This window comes from Streptomyces sp. NPDC058307 (genome assembly GCF_042880295.1).
Lineage (GTDB): Bacteria > Actinomycetota > Actinomycetes > Streptomycetales > Streptomycetaceae > Streptomyces.
This window is the reverse complement of sequence record NZ_JBHVYZ010000073.1, coordinates 26,480-41,703: the sequence shown is the minus strand read 5'-3', so window position 1 is coordinate 41,703 and position 15,224 is coordinate 26,480. Positions and strand designations below refer to the sequence as shown.

At 71.5% G+C, this 15,224-nt stretch carries 17 protein-coding genes and 2 pseudogenes; 8 read left to right on the top strand and 11 right to left on the bottom strand.

Annotation, left to right across the window (positions count from 1 at the left end; translation table 11 throughout):
* Window positions 1-98: 98 nt before the first annotated feature.
* Window positions 99-977 carry an MHYT domain-containing protein gene (locus tag ACFVYN_RS35250; RefSeq protein WP_390006082.1) on the bottom strand — a complete coding sequence of 293 codons (879 nt, stop codon included), beginning with the start codon at window positions 975-977 and terminating at the stop codon, window positions 99-101.
* Between the two features lie 273 nt (window positions 978-1,250).
* On the opposite strand from ACFVYN_RS35250, the gene ACFVYN_RS35245 reads away from it, so the two are divergent.
* Window positions 1,251-2,033 (top strand): SDR family oxidoreductase, encoded by a 783-nt coding sequence (locus ACFVYN_RS35245; RefSeq protein WP_390006080.1) that lies wholly within the window; start codon window positions 1,251-1,253, stop codon window positions 2,031-2,033.
* Window positions 2,034-2,473: 440 nt separating this feature from the next.
* On the opposite strand, the gene ACFVYN_RS35240 is transcribed toward ACFVYN_RS35245, so the two are convergent.
* The 3 genes from ACFVYN_RS35240 to ACFVYN_RS35230 form a co-directional block, all read right to left on the bottom strand.
* Window positions 2,474-2,689: a hypothetical protein gene (locus ACFVYN_RS35240; RefSeq protein ID WP_390006078.1), complete on the bottom strand. Its 216-nt coding sequence runs from the start codon at window positions 2,687-2,689 to the stop codon at window positions 2,474-2,476.
* An 80-nt stretch (window positions 2,690-2,769) separates the two neighbouring features.
* Window positions 2,770-3,462: a 2-phosphosulfolactate phosphatase gene (locus ACFVYN_RS35235; protein ID WP_390006076.1), complete on the bottom strand. Its 693-nt coding sequence runs from the start codon at window positions 3,460-3,462 to the stop codon at window positions 2,770-2,772.
* 84 nt (window positions 3,463-3,546) lie between these two features.
* Window positions 3,547-3,762 (bottom strand): tautomerase family protein, encoded by a 216-nt coding sequence (locus ACFVYN_RS35230; protein ID WP_390006074.1) that lies wholly within the window; start codon window positions 3,760-3,762, stop codon window positions 3,547-3,549.
* Between the two features lie 142 nt (window positions 3,763-3,904).
* On the opposite strand from ACFVYN_RS35230, the gene ACFVYN_RS35225 reads away from it, so the two are divergent.
* Window positions 3,905-4,822, top strand: a complete 918-nt coding sequence (locus ACFVYN_RS35225) for a helix-turn-helix transcriptional regulator (RefSeq protein ID WP_390006071.1) — start codon at window positions 3,905-3,907, stop codon at window positions 4,820-4,822.
* 94 nt (window positions 4,823-4,916) lie between these two features.
* On the top strand, window positions 4,917-5,141 hold the full coding sequence (locus ACFVYN_RS35220) for an RICIN domain-containing protein (RefSeq protein WP_390006069.1): 225 nt from the start codon (window positions 4,917-4,919) through the stop codon (window positions 5,139-5,141).
* Window positions 5,142-5,153: 12 nt separating this feature from the next.
* Here ACFVYN_RS35220 and ACFVYN_RS35215 read toward each other — a convergent pair.
* The 4 genes and pseudogenes from ACFVYN_RS35215 to ACFVYN_RS35200 all read right to left on the bottom strand — a co-directional run.
* Window positions 5,154-5,402 (bottom strand): annotated as a pseudogene (locus tag ACFVYN_RS35215) (SAM-dependent methyltransferase); the annotation flags it as partial.
* 167 nt (window positions 5,403-5,569) lie between these two features.
* Window positions 5,570-6,961, bottom strand: a complete 1,392-nt coding sequence (locus ACFVYN_RS35210) for a DEAD/DEAH box helicase (RefSeq protein WP_390006067.1) — start codon at window positions 6,959-6,961, stop codon at window positions 5,570-5,572.
* A gap of 110 nt (window positions 6,962-7,071) precedes the next feature.
* Window positions 7,072-7,827: a dienelactone hydrolase family protein gene (locus ACFVYN_RS35205; RefSeq protein WP_390006065.1), complete on the bottom strand. Its 756-nt coding sequence runs from the start codon at window positions 7,825-7,827 to the stop codon at window positions 7,072-7,074.
* A 123-nt stretch (window positions 7,828-7,950) separates the two neighbouring features.
* A complete protein-coding gene (locus ACFVYN_RS35200) occupies window positions 7,951-8,571 on the bottom strand; it encodes an L-threonylcarbamoyladenylate synthase (protein WP_390006063.1) in 621 nt (206 codons plus the stop codon).
* 208 nt (window positions 8,572-8,779) lie between these two features.
* Between ACFVYN_RS35200 and ACFVYN_RS35195 the strand changes: the two genes are divergently transcribed.
* Window positions 8,780-9,016, top strand: coding sequence for a hypothetical protein (locus tag ACFVYN_RS35195; protein WP_352389819.1), 237 nt, complete (start codon window positions 8,780-8,782; stop codon window positions 9,014-9,016).
* A gap of 206 nt (window positions 9,017-9,222) precedes the next feature.
* A complete protein-coding gene (locus ACFVYN_RS35190; protein ID WP_390006060.1) occupies window positions 9,223-9,669 on the top strand; it encodes a hypothetical protein in 447 nt (148 codons plus the stop codon).
* A 129-nt stretch (window positions 9,670-9,798) separates the two neighbouring features.
* Here the strand turns inward: ACFVYN_RS35190 and ACFVYN_RS35185 are convergent, their stop codons facing one another.
* Window positions 9,799-9,954: a hypothetical protein gene (locus ACFVYN_RS35185; protein WP_390006086.1), complete on the bottom strand. Its 156-nt coding sequence runs from the start codon at window positions 9,952-9,954 to the stop codon at window positions 9,799-9,801.
* Between the two features lie 15 nt (window positions 9,955-9,969).
* Between ACFVYN_RS35185 and ACFVYN_RS35180 the strand changes: the two are divergent.
* Together ACFVYN_RS35180 and ACFVYN_RS35175 are read left to right on the top strand one after the other, a co-directional pair.
* A pseudogene (locus ACFVYN_RS35180) lies at window positions 9,970-10,095 on the top strand (alpha/beta hydrolase); the annotation flags it as partial.
* Between the two features lie 175 nt (window positions 10,096-10,270).
* The gene (locus ACFVYN_RS35175) at window positions 10,271-13,258 is read left to right on the top strand and encodes a glycosyl hydrolase (protein WP_390006058.1); all 2,988 of its coding nucleotides are present in this window, start codon (window positions 10,271-10,273) and stop codon (window positions 13,256-13,258) included.
* Between the two features lie 29 nt (window positions 13,259-13,287).
* Here ACFVYN_RS35175 and ACFVYN_RS35170 read toward each other — a convergent pair whose 3' ends face one another.
* Window positions 13,288-13,917 (bottom strand): class I SAM-dependent methyltransferase, encoded by a 630-nt coding sequence (locus tag ACFVYN_RS35170; protein ID WP_390006056.1) that lies wholly within the window; start codon window positions 13,915-13,917, stop codon window positions 13,288-13,290.
* A gap of 99 nt (window positions 13,918-14,016) precedes the next feature.
* On the opposite strand from ACFVYN_RS35170, the gene ACFVYN_RS35165 reads away from it, so the two are divergent.
* A complete protein-coding gene (locus ACFVYN_RS35165) occupies window positions 14,017-14,469 on the top strand; it encodes a flavodoxin family protein (protein WP_390006054.1) in 453 nt (150 codons plus the stop codon).
* 13 nt (window positions 14,470-14,482) lie between these two features.
* Here ACFVYN_RS35165 and ACFVYN_RS35160 read toward each other — a convergent pair whose 3' ends face one another.
* The gene (locus ACFVYN_RS35160; RefSeq protein WP_390006084.1) at window positions 14,483-15,220 is read right to left on the bottom strand and encodes a response regulator; all 738 of its coding nucleotides are present in this window, start codon (window positions 15,218-15,220) and stop codon (window positions 14,483-14,485) included.
* Window positions 15,221-15,224: the final 4 nt, after the last annotated feature.

Below are 15,224 nucleotides of genomic sequence, written 5' to 3'. Positions count from 1 at the left end.
GGGGCGTGCCGTACGGCACTCCCCCCTCCGGGCCTGACCGGACCTCACCGGATGCGTGGGGACTCCAGGGGGGTGGCTCACCTCTGCGGGGGTGGCTCTCACCTGTGCGGGGTGTGCTGTGCGGCCCATTGCGGATCCTGTGGTGCGCGGGCGTGGATCACCCTGACTTCCTGGTCCTCGGCGAGCGGCTCGGACGGCGGTGCGGTGCGCGCGCTCGTGGCGGCCGGACGGTTCCAGTCGCCGTCGCCGAGCACCAGGAGCGGGTCGAACATGACCACCACCCCGGCCAGCAGCAGGAAGATCGCCGGTCCGAGGAGCATGGGCAGGAGCAGCGAGGTGGGCGAATCGCCCGCCCACGAGCCCCCGGTGCTGTCGTGGACATGGACGCTGACCGCGGACATGCCCGTGTAGTGCATTCCCGTCACGGCGATGCCCATGATCAGGCTGGCGCCGAGGCTCGTCAGGAAGCCCCGGATCGTGACGGCCGCCCACAGTGCAGCGGTCGCGGCGACGATCGCGATGACCACGGAGAGCGTGACGACGGCCGCGTCGTACCGGATCGTCCCGTTGATGTGCAGCGCCGCCATACCGAGGTAGTGCATCGCGGCCACGCCCACCCCGGTGACCACGCCCGCGAACGACAGATTCCGGGCGCTGGCGCCCCGATAGCCGACGATGAACACGCCGATGCCCACGACAACTATGGCCACGACGAGACTGAGGACCGTGAGCCCGGCGTTGTAGCGGATCCGGGTCTCCACCACCTGGAAACCGATCATGGCGATGAAATGCATCGTCCAGATACCGCAGCCGATCGAGGCGGCTCCCAGCGCCAGCCAGCCCGCCTTCCACGACTGCGTACTGAGCAGGGTACGCACGATGCAGCGCAGCCCCAGGGCCCCTCCCAGGCACGCCATCAAGTAGGCGGCCACCGGGGTCACCGCGCCATAGCGGAACCCGTCAACCGTGCCTTCCATATGCCAACTCCCCCCAGAGTCTTGGCTGGTTGTTGAGGAAGGGTTACGGCTGGGGATCCGGTAAAGCAAGGCATTACCGGGGGTAAGCGCTTAACTCTCCAGAAGCGCTGTTGAACTTTAGTCACAAGAGGACGAGTTTCAGCCAAGGGGACTCCAGCGGCTCGCCGATGTGCCAGAGTTGAGCAATTTTCAGCATTCCCACAGTGTCGGCGAACCTGTTCGATCAGGAAAAAACGGTTGTCGCTTCGCCGCCGTTCGTGAACGATCCCGCTCGTGACCACGCGCACCGAACAGCCCTCCTCCGCCACCCGCCCCCTCGCCCTGATCACCGGCGTGGGCCGCACCGTCGGCATCGGGGCCGGTATCGCGCAGCGGTTGGCGGCCTCGGGGTGGGACATCGCGTTCACCTACTGGAACCCGTACGACGCACGCATGGCCTGGGGCGCCGAGCCCGACGCGACCGAGGCGATCGTCAGGACCCTGTCCGAGCGGGGCGCGGCGACCGCCGCCATCGAAGCGGACCTCGCCGACCCCGGGACACCGGCCCGGGTCTTCGACGAGGCGGAGCGACGCCTCGGCCCCGTCACCGCGCTGGTGATGAGCCACTGCGAGTCGGTCGACTCCGGCCTGCTCGACACCACCGTCGAGAGCTTCGACCGGCACTTCGCCGTCAACACCCGCGCGACCTGGCTGCTCATCCGTGAGTTCGGCCGCCGCTTCACCGCGGAACGGGGTACCGGGCGGATCATCAGCCTCACCAGCGATCACACCGTCGGCAACCTGCCCTACGGGGCGAGCAAGGGGGCCATGGACCGCATCACCCTGGCCGCCGCCCACGAACTCGCCCACCTCGGCGTGACCGCCAACGTCATCAACCCAGGGCCCGTGGACACCGGTTGGATGACCGAAGAGGTCCGCGCGCACTGTCTCGCCGCCACGCCACTGGGCCGCCTCGGCACCCCGCAGGACACCGCCCACCTGGTGGACTTCCTGTGCTCGCGGGAGGGGCAGTGGGTCAACGGGCAGCTGCTGAAGAGCAACGGGGGCTTCGCGTAAGGCCGTTGGGCCTCACTCACCGTCCCCCACGAACTCTCCCAGAAGCGGCAGCAACAGGGACGTCCGCTGCATGGGTCCATGTGTGTGGTGGCGGGCAGGACGGCCAACTGGGCGCCGGGATGAGCTGTTGCATCTCCGCCGCGTGCTCCAGCAGTGGGGGCGCCCGCAGTCCGCGCAGGTCGTCGGCGGTCCAGGGCAGTGGGGCGTGCGCGGCCGCCGAGAACTTGGCGAGGAAGTCCTGGAAGTGCTCGGGTGGGGCGCTATCGCCACGTAGGTGTCGGGCCATCTCCTGGAAGTCGTCCTGGCTGGGCTGGGCGGCCGGGGCGAGTTGTAGTCGGGGACGCGGACCTCGTCGTGGACCCCGTCCTGGCTGTATGCGGTGGCGGCGAGCGCGAGCCGTCCCACGCGCTCCGGGTGCCGCACCGCGATCTCCAGCGCGGTCAGCCCGTCGAGGCTGAACCCGAAGAAGTCGGCCTGCGCGCCCGGACCCGCCGGCCGGCGGCCAGAGCGGGCAGTACGGCGGAGAAGGTCAGACCGACGGTGAGGCCACCCCCGTGCAGCAGCACCAGCGGGCGGCTGCCCTCGGGGGCGGCGCCGTGGGTCTCGTAGTACGTGTCCAGGGCGTTGACCTTGGCGTACGCGGAACTGCTCGACACGGTCATCACATCCGTTCTGCGGAAGTCGTATGCGAGGTGGACCGTGCGCGGTCGCGGAAGTGATCGGCGCCGGAGTGGTGTCACCTGGGCGGGGCGGGCACCGGCCGCAGCACCATCAGGCCGCCTTCGCGACCCGCGGCCATGGCGAACGGAAACCGGTCGGCCTCCAGGCAGAGGCCGACGTCGTCCGGGTGAACCCCCGGCAGTCCCCGCCGCGCCCCCTGCGCCAGCTCGGCCGCCCAACGGGAGTCCCGTGCACGACGGAGATACGGTTCCGCGTCCACCTCGGCGGACTCGACGCGTCGCCCGATGTACTCGGCACACGCGAGATCCTCCTCGGCCCGACCCTCCTCGCCGGTGACGACGAACGTCACCTCCCGCGCGCCACGCTCACGCAACAGCCGCGCGGTCGCACCGGCCACGACGAAGCTCGCGCACAGCAGCAGCCGGGCCTCGGCCACGGCCAGGGCGCCCACCGTCCCCGAGGTCGTCTTCTGCACGATCGTGCGGCCGGAGAGGTCGTGCGTCGCCAGCATGGCCGGGGAGTTGAACGCGTCGAAGCCGGACGCGGGCGCACCGTCCTTGAGGGCCAGCCAGCCCGGACGACGGGCCTTCAGCTCCAGTGCCTCCTCCTCCGAGGAGGCCAGGACGATTTTCTCGGCACCACCGTCGAAGGCACAGGCGGCCACTGTGAACGCGCGAAGTACATCGACGACGACGGCGACGGCGGGAGTCCGCGTCAACTCCGGAATGCCAAGGAAACGAGAGCGCATCGACTCATACTGCCCTGGCGCGGCCGTGTGCGGTCACGAATATCACGGTGGCCGCCGACCACTGCGCTGCTCACGACTGAGCGGTCAACTCCCCGCCGCGCGTTCGAGTTCGGCGAGGGTCAGGACGTTGCCGCCGAAGCCCCAGCCGCCGTCGGTGACCTCCTCGACGACGACGAGGGTGGCGGCGCGGGCGCGTTCGCCGTAGATGTCGACGTAGAGCTCGGTGGTGCGGGTGATGATCTGCTCCTTCTGCTCCTCGGTGAGGGTTCCGGCAGGGACCTTGAAGTTCGCGAACGGCATGAGTGTGCTGCTCCATCTGTGGGGTGGGGAACGCTGTACGCACACCACAGTCGTCCGGTGCGGGACGCACAGCCAGGGCTGCGTCCACCCTGGGGTCGGCATCCCCTGGTTCCGGCGCCGCGTTCCGCGTGATGATGGCGGGATGAACCTTGCCGAGCTCGCCGCGTTCCTGAGGTCCCGGCGCGACCGCGTACGGCCCTCCGACGTCGGCCTGCCCACCGGGCCGCGGCGCCGGGTCCCCGGCCTGCGACGCGAGGAGGTCGCCCAGCTGGCCGGTCTGTCGGCGGACTACTACACCGAGCTCGAACGCGGAGGCGACGTCCAGCCCTCCGCGCAGGTGCTGGCCGCGCTCGCCCGGGCCCTGCGTCTCGGCGGCGACGAGCGCGACCACCTGTTCCACCTCGCCGACCGGCCCGTCCCCACGGTGGCCCGGGGCTCGAACGCTCACGCCCAGCCGGCCCTGCTCGGCCTGCTCGACCGGCTCGGCACGACACCCGCGCAGATCATCACCGACCTGCACGAGACGCTCGTCCAGAACGAACTGGCCGCCGCGCTGATCGGCCGCCCTCCCACCCGCCGCGGCGCGGCCGGGAGCTTCGTCCACCGGTGGTTCACCGATCCCGACTCCCGTGCCGTCTATCCCACCGAGGACCACCCGCAGCACTCCAGGGCCTTCGTCGCCGACCTCCGTGCCGTCGCCGCCCGGCGCGGCCGCGACACGGAGGTCACCGGGATGGTGGCCGAACTGCGGGGCCGCAGCGAGGAGTTCGCCACCCTGTGGGACACCCACGACGTGGCCCTGCGACGCACCGACCACAAGCGGATCGTCCACTCCACACTCGGAGTCGTCGAAGTCGACTGCCACACCCTGTTCAGCGAGGACGCACGCCAGCGGCTGCTCTGGTTCAGCGCCCCACCGGGCACCGAGGCCGCCGCCCAGCTGGAACTGCTGGCCGTCATCGGCACCCAGGACATGTCCGCGGACGACGAGACCTCTTTGCGCCGGACGTCGGTCAGCGTGCCTCGCGTACGACCGCGACACCCCCCGCGGGAACGGTGACCGACCCGCTGACCTCCTTGCCGGTGAGGAGGTCGACGCCGTCGGCGGGAACCTCGGCACCGAGTCCACCGTCGCCCCCGGGTACAGCCGCGGCATGCTCCCGCTGCCCGACGGCCACAGCCTGGAGACCTTCAGCGGCGGCTGCAACGCCCAGAAGTGGACCCTGACCAGCGCGGGCGGCGGCTCCTACAAGCTCGGCAACGTGGGCAGCGGTCTGCTCGCCGGGGTGGCCCAGTCCTCCACCGCCGACGGCGCCGTCGGCCAGTGGAACGACGCCGGCGTGGAATACCAGCTGTGGAAGATCGTCCGCGTCAACTGACGTAAAGCATCGCTTCCGGGCCGGCCCACCGTGCTCGGCGACGACCTCGGGGGTGGGGGAGCCGGGCTCCGGACGCCACCGCGTGACCGGGACGACGCCGGGTTCGACGAGTTCCAGACCGTCGAAGAACCGGCTGATCCGGTCGACGGTACGCAGGACGTACGGCACGGCGCCGCTGTCGTCGTAGGCCTCCTGGGCCTGCTCGAAGACCGGGTCGACGCCGAGCGAGCCGTCGTTGACGCAGAGTGGCTGCCCGGAGGGAGGGCACGTCGAGGAACTGCCGGATGCCCGCCTCGGCGACCAGGCAGGTGATCGGGCGGCCGCAACCTGTGTCCCAACACCCACCGCTCGCTGGCCAGTTCGGCTTTTCGAGTCGGTCGGGCACCGCCGTCGAACCGGAGACGTGCCGACGCCGGGCAGCGGCGCGCTCAGCCGCCGCGACGCACCTGGGCGGCCCTGCGGGCCTCGGCGAGCTTGCGGGCCTCGCCGGACTTACGGGACTTGCCGCCGGTGGCGCGCGAGGCGTCCTTGCTGGTGCCCAGCCCGCGGAAGGGAGTGTTGATGTTCTTGGGCCGGGGCGCGGCGGGCCCGCCGTCGAGCGGGGTGCCGGACGGAGCCCTGGCCCCGGTGATCCGGCTCAGCTCCGCCTCGCCCGAGCGCACCTTGGTGACGGTCGGCTCGATGCCGGCCTCGGCCATCACGCGGCTCGTCTCGCGGCGCTGGCCCGACAGCACCAGGGTGACGACCCTTCCGGACTCACCCGCCCGGGCGGTGCGGCCCGCGCGGTGCAGATAGTCCTTGGCGTCGGTGGGCGGGTCCACGTTGACCACGAGGTCCAGGTCGTCGATGTGCAGGCCGCGGGCCGCGACGTTGGTGGCGACCAGGACGGTGACCTGCCCGCCCTTGAACTGGGCGAGGGTGCGGGTGCGCTGCGGTTGGGACTTGCCGCTGTGCAGGGCAGCGGCGTGCACGCCGCTGGTCCGCAGATGCCGGGTGAGCTGGTCCACGCCGTGCTTGGTGTCCAGGAACAGCAGCACGCGGCCGTCGCGGGCGGCGATCTCCGTGGTGACGGCGTACCGGTCGGGGCCGTGGACGACCAGCAGGTGGTGATCCATGGTCGTGACGGCGCCCGCGGACGGGTCGACCGAATGGACGACGGGGTCGCTGAGGTAGGTGCTGACCAGCTGGTCGACATCGCGGTCCAGGGTGGCCGAGAACAGCATCCGCTGCCCCTCGGGCCGCACCTGGTCGAGCACCTCGGTGACCTGCGGCAGGAAGCCCAGATCGCACATCTGGTCGGCCTCGTCGAGCACGGTGATCCGCACCCGTCCCAGACGGCAGGCCTTGCGCTCGATCAGGTCGTGCAGTCGGCCGGGGGTGGCGACGACGACCTCGGCCCCGTCCCGCAGCGCGGCGATCTGCCGGCCGATCGACATACCGCCGACGACCGCGGCCATCCGCAGCCGGAGCGCCTCGGCATACGGTGCCAGTGCCTCGGTGACCTGCTGGGCGAGCTCCCGGGTGGGCACCAGGATCAGTGCGAGGGGCTGCTTCGCCTCCGCGCGCTGCCCGGCCGTGCGGACGAGCAGCGGGAGGCCGAACGCGAGCGTCTTGCCCGATCCGGTGCGCCCGCGGCCGAGGACGTCACGTCCCGCGAGGGCGTCGGGCAGCGTGGCCGCCTGGATGGGAAAGGGCTCGCGCACACCGTGCTCGGTGAGGGCGCGCAGCACCTGCGCCGGAAGGGCCAGGTCGGCGAAGGAGGCGGCGGGGGACACTGTGCCGGGGTGATCCGGGTGATCCGGGTGGTCGGGGTGGTTCATGAAGAGCCTTCCGCAGAGGGGACGTACCGAGGAAGGCCCGGCAGGAAGTCATGAGCGCGCAAACGTTAGACGGTAACACAAAGTGATGGTGGGGTCGGGTGCGTGAACGTCTAGAACGTCCGCTTGAGCAGGTCGAGCAGTGCCGTCCAGTGCCGCTCGTCGCCCTCGGGGTGGTACGAGGCGGTGTCGGCCTGGGTGAAGCCGTGCGGGGCACCGTCGTAGACCTCGCACCGGTGGCGGACCCCGGCCCCGGTCAGGGCGGCGGCGAGGCGCTCGATCTGCTCCGCAGGCAGCGACGGGTCGTTGTCGGCGTGACCGAAGTACAGCTCGGCGGTGATGTTCCCGGCCACCAGGTGCGGGCTGTCCGGAGCGTCGGTCGCCAGGCGTCCCCCGTGGAAACCGGCCGCCGCGGCCACCCGGTCCGGATAGGTGCCGGCGGTCAGCAGGGACAGCCGTGCGCCCATGCAGTAGCCGGTGACAGCGACCGGACCGTCGGCGGCCTCGGGACGGTCGGCCAGCCAGCGCAGATACGCCCCGGCGTCCCGCATCGCCAGTTCGGGCGTCAGCGCCTGCATGACCGGCATGATCTTCCTGAAGATCTCCGGCCGCGCGCCCGGGTCGATGAACTCGGGCAGCTCGAAGACCGGCGCGCGCCCGTGACGGTAGAACACGTTGGGCACGAGGACCGTGTAGCCGGCCCCGGCGAGCCGGTCGGCCATCGACCTCAGCTGGGGGCGCAGCCCGAAGGCGTCCTGGAAGAGCAGAACGGCCGGCCGCGGCGCACCGTCGGCCGGGTGGGCCAGATAGGCGTCGGCGGTGCCGTCCTCGGTGGGGATGTCGACGGGGGTTCCCTGTACGGAGGTCATGGGGGTGCCTCTCTGCGCATGCCACGGCGAGCAGGTCGCCGACCCGGCGGAACCGGGCCGGGGCACATGTTTGCACGCACCATCCAACTCGCCGTGGCGACCCCCTCCCACTTGAGGGCCGCTTTACTCGAACCGGCTGGTGTCACCCGCCCCGTGCCGTACGATCTCGGCCTCGCCGCCCGAGAAGTCGATCACCGTCGTCGGTTCGGTGCCGCAGTCCCCGGAGTCGACGACCGCGTCCAGCACATGGTCGAGACGGTCCTTGATCTCCCAGCCCTGGGTCATCGGTTCCTCCTCGTCCGGCAGGAGCAGGGTGCTCGACAGCAGCGGCTCCCCGAGCTCGGCGAGCAGCGCCTGGGTGACGACATGGTCGGGGATGCGCACGCCGACAGTCTTCTTCTTCGGGTGCTGGAGCATCCGTGGCACCTCCTTCGTCGCCGGGAGGATGAAGGTGTAACTGCCGGGCGTGGACGCCTTGATCGCTCGGAACACGTCCTTGTCGACCCGTACGAACTGGCCGAGCTGCGCGAAGTCCTGGCAGACCAGGGTGAAGTGGTGCCGGTCGTCCAGATGCCGGATGGTCCGGATCCGGTCGATGCCGTCACGGCTGCCCAGCCGGCACCCGAGCGCGTAGCAGGAGTCCGTCGGATACGCGATCAGCGCGTCCGACCGGATGCTCTCGGCGATCTGGGAGATGGTGCGGGGCTGCGGGTTGTCGGGGTGCACGTCGAAGTACTTCGCCATCCGTCGAGCTTATGCGGTCGGCGCACGGCGACGACGCAGGCCTGGGTGGCGGCGACGCCCGCGAGACGGCCACGTTGGGTCGACGCCGGAAATCCCCGACGGACCCGGGCATGAATGCCGTGGCGGATTTTCTGCCCCGGGGTGGACTGACCTGCGCACGACGGGTACTCGTCCGGCTCCGGAACGACTACCGCTCGAGGAGGCCGGAATGACGAGCAGCACGGAGACCGGCGGCGCGACCGGCACGCCGGACAAGGACTACAACCTGATCTGGTATGTGGAGGCGTGCCTGAGCAACGCGCTGCGACTCGAGAGCTACATCGAGGACGCGGAACGCGGCAAGGACACCGAGGTCGCCGACCTGTTCCGCAAGGCCCAGGCGGACAGCCGCAAGGGTGCCGAGATCGGCAAGAAACTCCTGCGCGCCCGCCTGAACGGCGGCTGACCCGGTAGGTGCGGAAGGGCCGGACAGACGGGTGTCCGGCCCTTCCGTCGTGCACGGGGAACGCGTTGCCGTGCCTCTGGCCGAGACCGACGTGCAGGGGAACGCGGTCGTCCTGAGCCGGGCGTCGCCCACAGCGACTGAACAGCCGTAACCGGTCTTCCGTACCCCGGGGCGTAGGCGTACGCCGACTGGATACGGAGAGGCTCGTGCCGCGACGAGGACGCAATCATCGGAACACCGTGCTGCGACTGGGCACCCTCGCCGGGAGCCTCGCGCTGGTCACGGCGTGTGGCGGAGGCGAGGACGACACCGCCAGGACCCCGCGGCCGTCGAAGAGCTCCGCGCCGCCCGCCGCTGGCATCGTGGCACCGGCCAGGGTCGAGGTGATCGCCGGGCTGGCCGGCTGCGAGGCCGAGATCCGTATCGACGCGGACGAACTGCGCGAGGGCCTGTGCCACTCCCCGCAGGCCGACTACCGCATCACCACCTTCCCCGCGGAGAAGTACAAGGAGGCGTGGCTCGACGCGGCCAGTGTCTACGGGGGTACGTACCTGGTGGGCCCGCGCTGGGTGGTCAGCGCCAAGGCGGAACAGCTGGAACAGGCCAGGAACAAGCTGGGCGGGACGATACGGCAGTTGCGGGGCACGTCGTAGGTTCCGCCGGGCGCGCCCCCGGCGGAACCCATACCGTCAGGCGACGAGCGCGGACACCTTGCGCCGGGTCGACCCTCGGTTCGAGGGCCCGCTCGGCCAGGCGGCCGAACAGCGGCTCCGACGCCGACCTCAGGACGGTCTGGACGCCGAGGGACCAGGCGGAACTCGCACAGCCGGGGCGAGTCCGAGGTCCGGCGGGACAGCGCCGATCCCGAGGAGCACGCCGAGCGCGGTCATCAGGACGAACAGGCCGGTGCGCTTGTCGACGGTGTCCGGGTCGCCCACCGCGGGCGGGTTCGCGGGTCCGCGCTCGGCTACGACGCCACCGCGCTGTGGGCGGCCTGGGCCGACGACCTTCGGCATACGACCGTCTCGTCCGGCCACTTCATGGCGGAGGAGGCGCCGGCGGACGTGGCGAAGGCCCTTGAACTCGGGGGCGCCGCGAGCGGGTTGCTGACCGCCGGGCCCGTGGCGGACCATCTGGACGCGTTGGCCGCCGGCGTTGGCGGTGCACGCATCTTGACCTTGGTCCAGACGGAGGCTTAGCGTTCGGGCGTTCAGCGGGACTGAAACGATTCATAAGTCGCTTGGGGGCGCCCACATGCATGAAGCCGTCTCGCAGCGCGGGGGGATGTCCCGACGTGCGGTCCTGGCCGTAGGACTGACCGCGGGCGCCGTCGCGGCGCTCGGGGTGGCGGTCCCGGCCGCGGCCTCGGGGGCGACCGCCGACTGGTTCGCGGCCCCGGTGAAGTCCGTGCGGCCCAGGTTCCGCTGGTGGTGGCCGGACGGTCTGGTGGACCCGGACGAGATCGCCCGCGAGATCGACCAGATCGCGGACGCGGGCTTCGGCGGTGTGGAGATCGCCGCCGTCCACCACAGCATCAAGGACAAGTCGGTCCTGGACACCGCGCACCACGGCTGGGGGAGCAGACCCTGGCGGGACGGTGTCGAGGCCGCGCTGCGCCGCGCGGCGAGACGCGGGCTCACCGTCGACCTCACCCTCGGTCCCAGCTGGCCCGTCGCCGTCCCCGGTCTCACGCCGGACGACGAGGCCGCCGCCAAGGAACTGGTCCACGGCCGCGCCGCGTTGACCGGCGGAAGCACCTACCAGGGCCCCGTCCCGCCGCCCGTCCACGCCCCGGCCGCAGGGGTCACCCGCCAACAACTCCTCGCCGTCCAGGCCGCCCGGGTCGAGCCCGCCAACTCGACCCGCAAGGAGACCGGACTCGACCCGGACAGCGTCCAGGACCTCACCGCGACCGTCACTGACTCCACCCTGACCTGGACCGCGCCCGAGGGCGGGGACTGGGTGCTCATCTCCTACTGGGTGCGTGGTTCGGGCCAGCAGCCCGAGTCCGGCCCCCACTCCGCCCCGGCCGCCTACGCCGTCGACCACTTCAGCCCGGCCGGCACCACCGCGGTCACCTCCTACTGGCAGGACCACCTGCTGACCCCCTCCGTGCGGCGCCTGTTGCGAGCGGCGGGTGGCTCCTTGTTCGAGGACTCCGTGGAGCTGGAGACCGACGGCCTGACCTGGACACCCCTGCTGCCCGAGGCCTTCGAGAAGCACACCGGACGGCCCCTGCTGCCGTACCTGTCCGCACTTGTCCTGGACAAGGGCAACCAAGTCTTCGCCTACGACGCCCAGTTGACCCGCCAGATCCGGCACGACTTCTGGGAGACCGTCTCCGGCCTCTTCAACCGCAACCACCTCACGGCCCTGCGGGACTGGGCGCACACCCTCGGCATGACCCTGCGCTCGCAGCCGTACGGCCTCCAGACGGACGCCATCGCTGCGGCCGCGATCCTCGACGTCCCCGAGGGCGAGTCGCTCGGCTTCAAGAACCTGGACGACTACCGCTGCCTGGCCGGCGGCCGGGACATGGCCGGACGGACCGTCCTGTCCTGCGAGGCGGGGGCCTACAACGGATCCGCGTACAGCACGACCTGGGACCGCTTCCTGCGGACCATGGGCGGCGCCTACGCGGCCGGCGTCAACCAGACCGTCGTGCACGGCTTCTCCTACGCCACCGCCCCCGGGGCGAACTGGCCGGGATTCGCGGCCTTCAGCCCGTACAGCGGCACCGCGGGCTACGGCGAGTCGTGGGGCCCGCGCCAGCCCACCTGGCGGCATGCCGAGGACATCTCCGGATACCTGGGCCGCGTCCACCAGGTGCTCCAGAGCGGTACCGCCCGAGCGGACGTCGCCGTGTTCCGGCAGACCGGCTACACCGCCACCGGTATCGGCGCCTCCTGGTTCACGGCGACCGGTGTCCCGCTCGGCTGGACCCACCAGTTCCTCAGCGGCCCCCTGCTCGACCTGCCCTCCGCCGCCGTCTCCGGCGGCCGGCTCGCCCCCGAAGGACCCGCCTACAAGGCGCTGTTCGTCGAGGGTGACTTCTTCTACGGCTCCACGCCCACGCTCGCAGTCGAGGACGCCCGCAGGATCCTCGCCCTGGCCGAGGCGGGGCTCCCGGTGGTCCTGTTCGGCGCCTTCGACCAGGCGCTGACCCCCGGCGTCCCGGACCAGGGCGAGACGGACCGGTTGCGCGGGCTTCTCGGACGGCTGCTCGCCCTGCCCCATGTCGTACGGATCACCGACAAGGCCGCGGTCGGTGACGTCCTCGCCGCACTGGGCGTGAGGGCCGACGTGCGGCACGCGAGCGCGTCCACGCTCCTCAACGCCCACCGGGTCACCGCCGAAGCGGACTTCTACTACCTGTGCAACGGCAAGCACGCCGAGACGGTCAAACCGCCCGTGGCCGCGATCGACCACGACGTCACGCTGCGCCGCACGCACGGCGGCCGGACGGTGCCGTATCTGCTCGACGCCTGGACGGGCGAGGCGACCCGGCTCGCGCGCTACACCGAGGACGGGGACGACGTCACCCTGCGGGTGGCGCTCCAGCCGGGTCAGACGATGATCGTCGCCCTGGGACGGCCGGGCCTGTTCGGCGACCGGTACGGCAGCAGCCCCCACGCCGAGGCCACCGACGCCGACGCGGTGCTGTTCACCGAGCGCGGGCTGACCGTACGCGCCCGCACGGCCGGTACCTGGACCACACGCCTGTCCCAGGGCCGGACCGTCACCACGAGGACCCCCGCCGTGCCCGCACCGATCACCCCGACCCGCTGGCAGCTGGACGTGGAGGACTGGTACCCGGGCCCGGACGCCGCCCGGACGGAACGCGTCCGGCGCAGCCTCACCCTCGACACGCTCAGGCCCTGGTCGCAGATCCCCGAGCTGGCCGACTCCGCGGGCGTCGGCCGCTACCGCACCACCGTCACCCTGCCGGCCGACTGGACGCCGTCCCACGGCGCCGAACTGGAGCTGGGACAGGTCAGCGACACGTTCCGGGTGAGCGTCAACGGCCGGCGGCTGCCCGCGGCCGACCGGCTCCACCCCGTCGTCGACCTCGGCCCCTTCCTGCGGCGCGGTGCGAACACCCTCGAGATCGAGGTGGCGACCCCGCTCATCAACCGGCTCAGGGCCGAGCAGCCCACCGTGTTCGGCGGGGCCGCCCGCCAGGACCACGGCCTGGTCGGGCCGGTGCGACTGGTGCCTTACGTGCAGGTGGCCGTGCGCTGACCGGCCGGAGACGGGCTTACCCGCTCCCCCTACGCAAGAGAGCAGTACAGGAACAGATGCGGTTCGGTGGCGCCCTCGGGGTGGTCCGGGGTGAACTCCGTGAAATGCTCGGACTCCACCGTCAGACCCGCGTCGCGCACCACGGCGGCCACGTCCTGGGCGGCGAAACTGGTCGCCCGGACGGGCTGGCCCATGAACTCGACCGCCAGGTCCTCCACGTCGGCCGGCACGGTGGCGAACACCAGAGGCCCGCCCGGGCGCAGGGCTTGTGCCAGCCGCCCCAGCACCTCGGACTGCTCGGCGCGGGTCATCTGGAGCAGCGAGAAGTACACGCAGACCGCGTCGAACGAGCCCTGCTCCAGGGGCAGTTCGCGTATGTCGGCGTGGCGGAAGGTGGCCAGCGGCACCTGCCGCGTGGCGAGGTCGACCATGACGGGGGAGACGTCCACCCCCAGCACCTCGTGGCCGGCGGCGGCCAGCGTCGACGCGGTGGGCCGGCCGGTGCCGCTGCCGACGTCCAGGACCCGGCTCCCGGGAGCGAGCCTCCCGAGCAGCCACTCCAGCGAGGCCAGGTGCGCCTCGGAACGCGCGAACGCCTTCTCGTACGTCAGCCCCAGCGCGTCGAAGACCGCTGCCGCCCGCTGTCCTTTGTCACCCACGACCTGCTCCCCCCTCGCGATGTCCGGGCATCGTAGCCCGGCAACGCCCGGCCACAGCCCGGCTTGCGGACGAAAGCCGGGGCAGGGCAGGGTTCGACCGTGGCCACCTTGCTGATCGTGCATCACACACCCTCGCCCAACTGCCAGGCGATGTTCGAGGCCGTCGTCTCCGGGGCCACGGCGCCGGAGATCGAGGGCGTCCGTGTCGTACGGCGCGCGGCCCTGTCCGCCACCGCCTCGGACGTGCTGGAGGCGGACGGCTACCTGCTCGGCACCCCGGCCAACCTCGGCTACATGTCCGGCGCCCTCAAGCATTTCTTCGACCAGGTCTACTACCCGTGCCTCGACGAGACGCGCGGCCGGTCCTTCGGCTTCTACCTGCACGGCGGCAACGACGTCACCGGTGCCCTGCGCGGCATCGAGTCGATCACGACCGGTCTCGGCTGGCGAAGTGCGGCCGAACCGGTGACTGTCACCGGCCAACCGGCCAAGGCCGACATCGAGGCGTGCTGGGAGCTGGGGGCGACGGTCGCGGCCGGACTGATGTCCTAGGGGTCCCGGTCTCCTAGGGGTTCCGGTCCCAGGGACCCCGGAAGGCGCCTTCCGCGGTACCGCCCGGCGTGACCAGCCCGCTCTCGTAGGCGAGGACGACCGCCTGCACGCGGTCGCGCAGCTCCAGCTTCGACAGGATCCGGCCGATGTGCGTCTTCACCGTGGTCGGACTGAGGAAGAGCCGGTCCGCGAGCTCGGCGTTGCTGAGCCCCGTCGCCAGCAGCCGCAGAACCTCCAGCTCACGCGGGGTCAGCCCGGACAGGTCCCGGTGCAGGTCGGCCGAGGGCACTGCTTCCTCCCGCTGGGCGAAGCGCTCGATCAGGCGACGGGTGATCGTGGGCGCCAGCAGGGCGTCCCCGGACCGCACCAGCCGTATGGCGGCCACCAGGTGCTCGGGCGTGACGTCCTTGAGGAGGAAGCCGCTGGCCCCGGCGGTGAGCGCGGCGTAGACGTAGTGGTCGAGGTCGTACGTGGTCAGGATGATCACGCGGATCTCGCCGGCGGTGTCCTCGGCGAGGATCCGCCGGGTGGCCTCGATGCCGTCCATGCCCGGCATCCGGATGTCCATGAGAACGACGTCCGGGCGGGTCCGCCGGACCGCGGCGACCGCCTCCGCCCCGTCCGCCGCCTCCGCGGTCACCTCGATGCCGTCCGCGGTGAGGATCATCCCGAACCCGGTCCGTACGAGGGCCTGGTCATCGGCGATGACGGCCCGCAGCCTGTCACCGTCGACGCCGTTGTCGGTGTTCATGCCG

Coding starts and splice junctions, on each gene's coding strand:
- ACFVYN_RS35250 (WP_390006082.1), bottom strand. CDS start 977: ATGGAAGGCACGGTTGACGGGTTCCGCTATGGCGCGGTGACCCCGGTG.
- ACFVYN_RS35235 (WP_390006076.1), bottom strand. CDS start 3,462: ATGCGCTCTCGTTTCCTTGGCATTCCGGAGTTGACGCGGACTCCCGCC.
- ACFVYN_RS35230 (WP_390006074.1), bottom strand. CDS start 3,762: ATGCCGTTCGCGAACTTCAAGGTCCCTGCCGGAACCCTCACCGAGGAG.
- ACFVYN_RS35225 (WP_390006071.1), top strand. CDS start 3,905: ATGAACCTTGCCGAGCTCGCCGCGTTCCTGAGGTCCCGGCGCGACCGC.
- ACFVYN_RS35220 (WP_390006069.1), top strand. CDS start 4,917: ATGCTCCCGCTGCCCGACGGCCACAGCCTGGAGACCTTCAGCGGCGGC.
- ACFVYN_RS35210 (WP_390006067.1), bottom strand. CDS start 6,961: ATGAACCACCCCGACCACCCGGATCACCCGGATCACCCCGGCACAGTG.
- ACFVYN_RS35205 (WP_390006065.1), bottom strand. CDS start 7,827: ATGACCTCCGTACAGGGAACCCCCGTCGACATCCCCACCGAGGACGGC.
- ACFVYN_RS35200 (WP_390006063.1), bottom strand. CDS start 8,571: ATGGCGAAGTACTTCGACGTGCACCCCGACAACCCGCAGCCCCGCACC.
- ACFVYN_RS35195 (WP_352389819.1), top strand. CDS start 8,780: ATGACGAGCAGCACGGAGACCGGCGGCGCGACCGGCACGCCGGACAAG.
- ACFVYN_RS35175 (WP_390006058.1), top strand. CDS start 10,271: ATGCATGAAGCCGTCTCGCAGCGCGGGGGGATGTCCCGACGTGCGGTC.
- ACFVYN_RS35160 (WP_390006084.1), bottom strand. CDS start 15,220: ATGAACACCGACAACGGCGTCGACGGTGACAGGCTGCGGGCCGTCATC.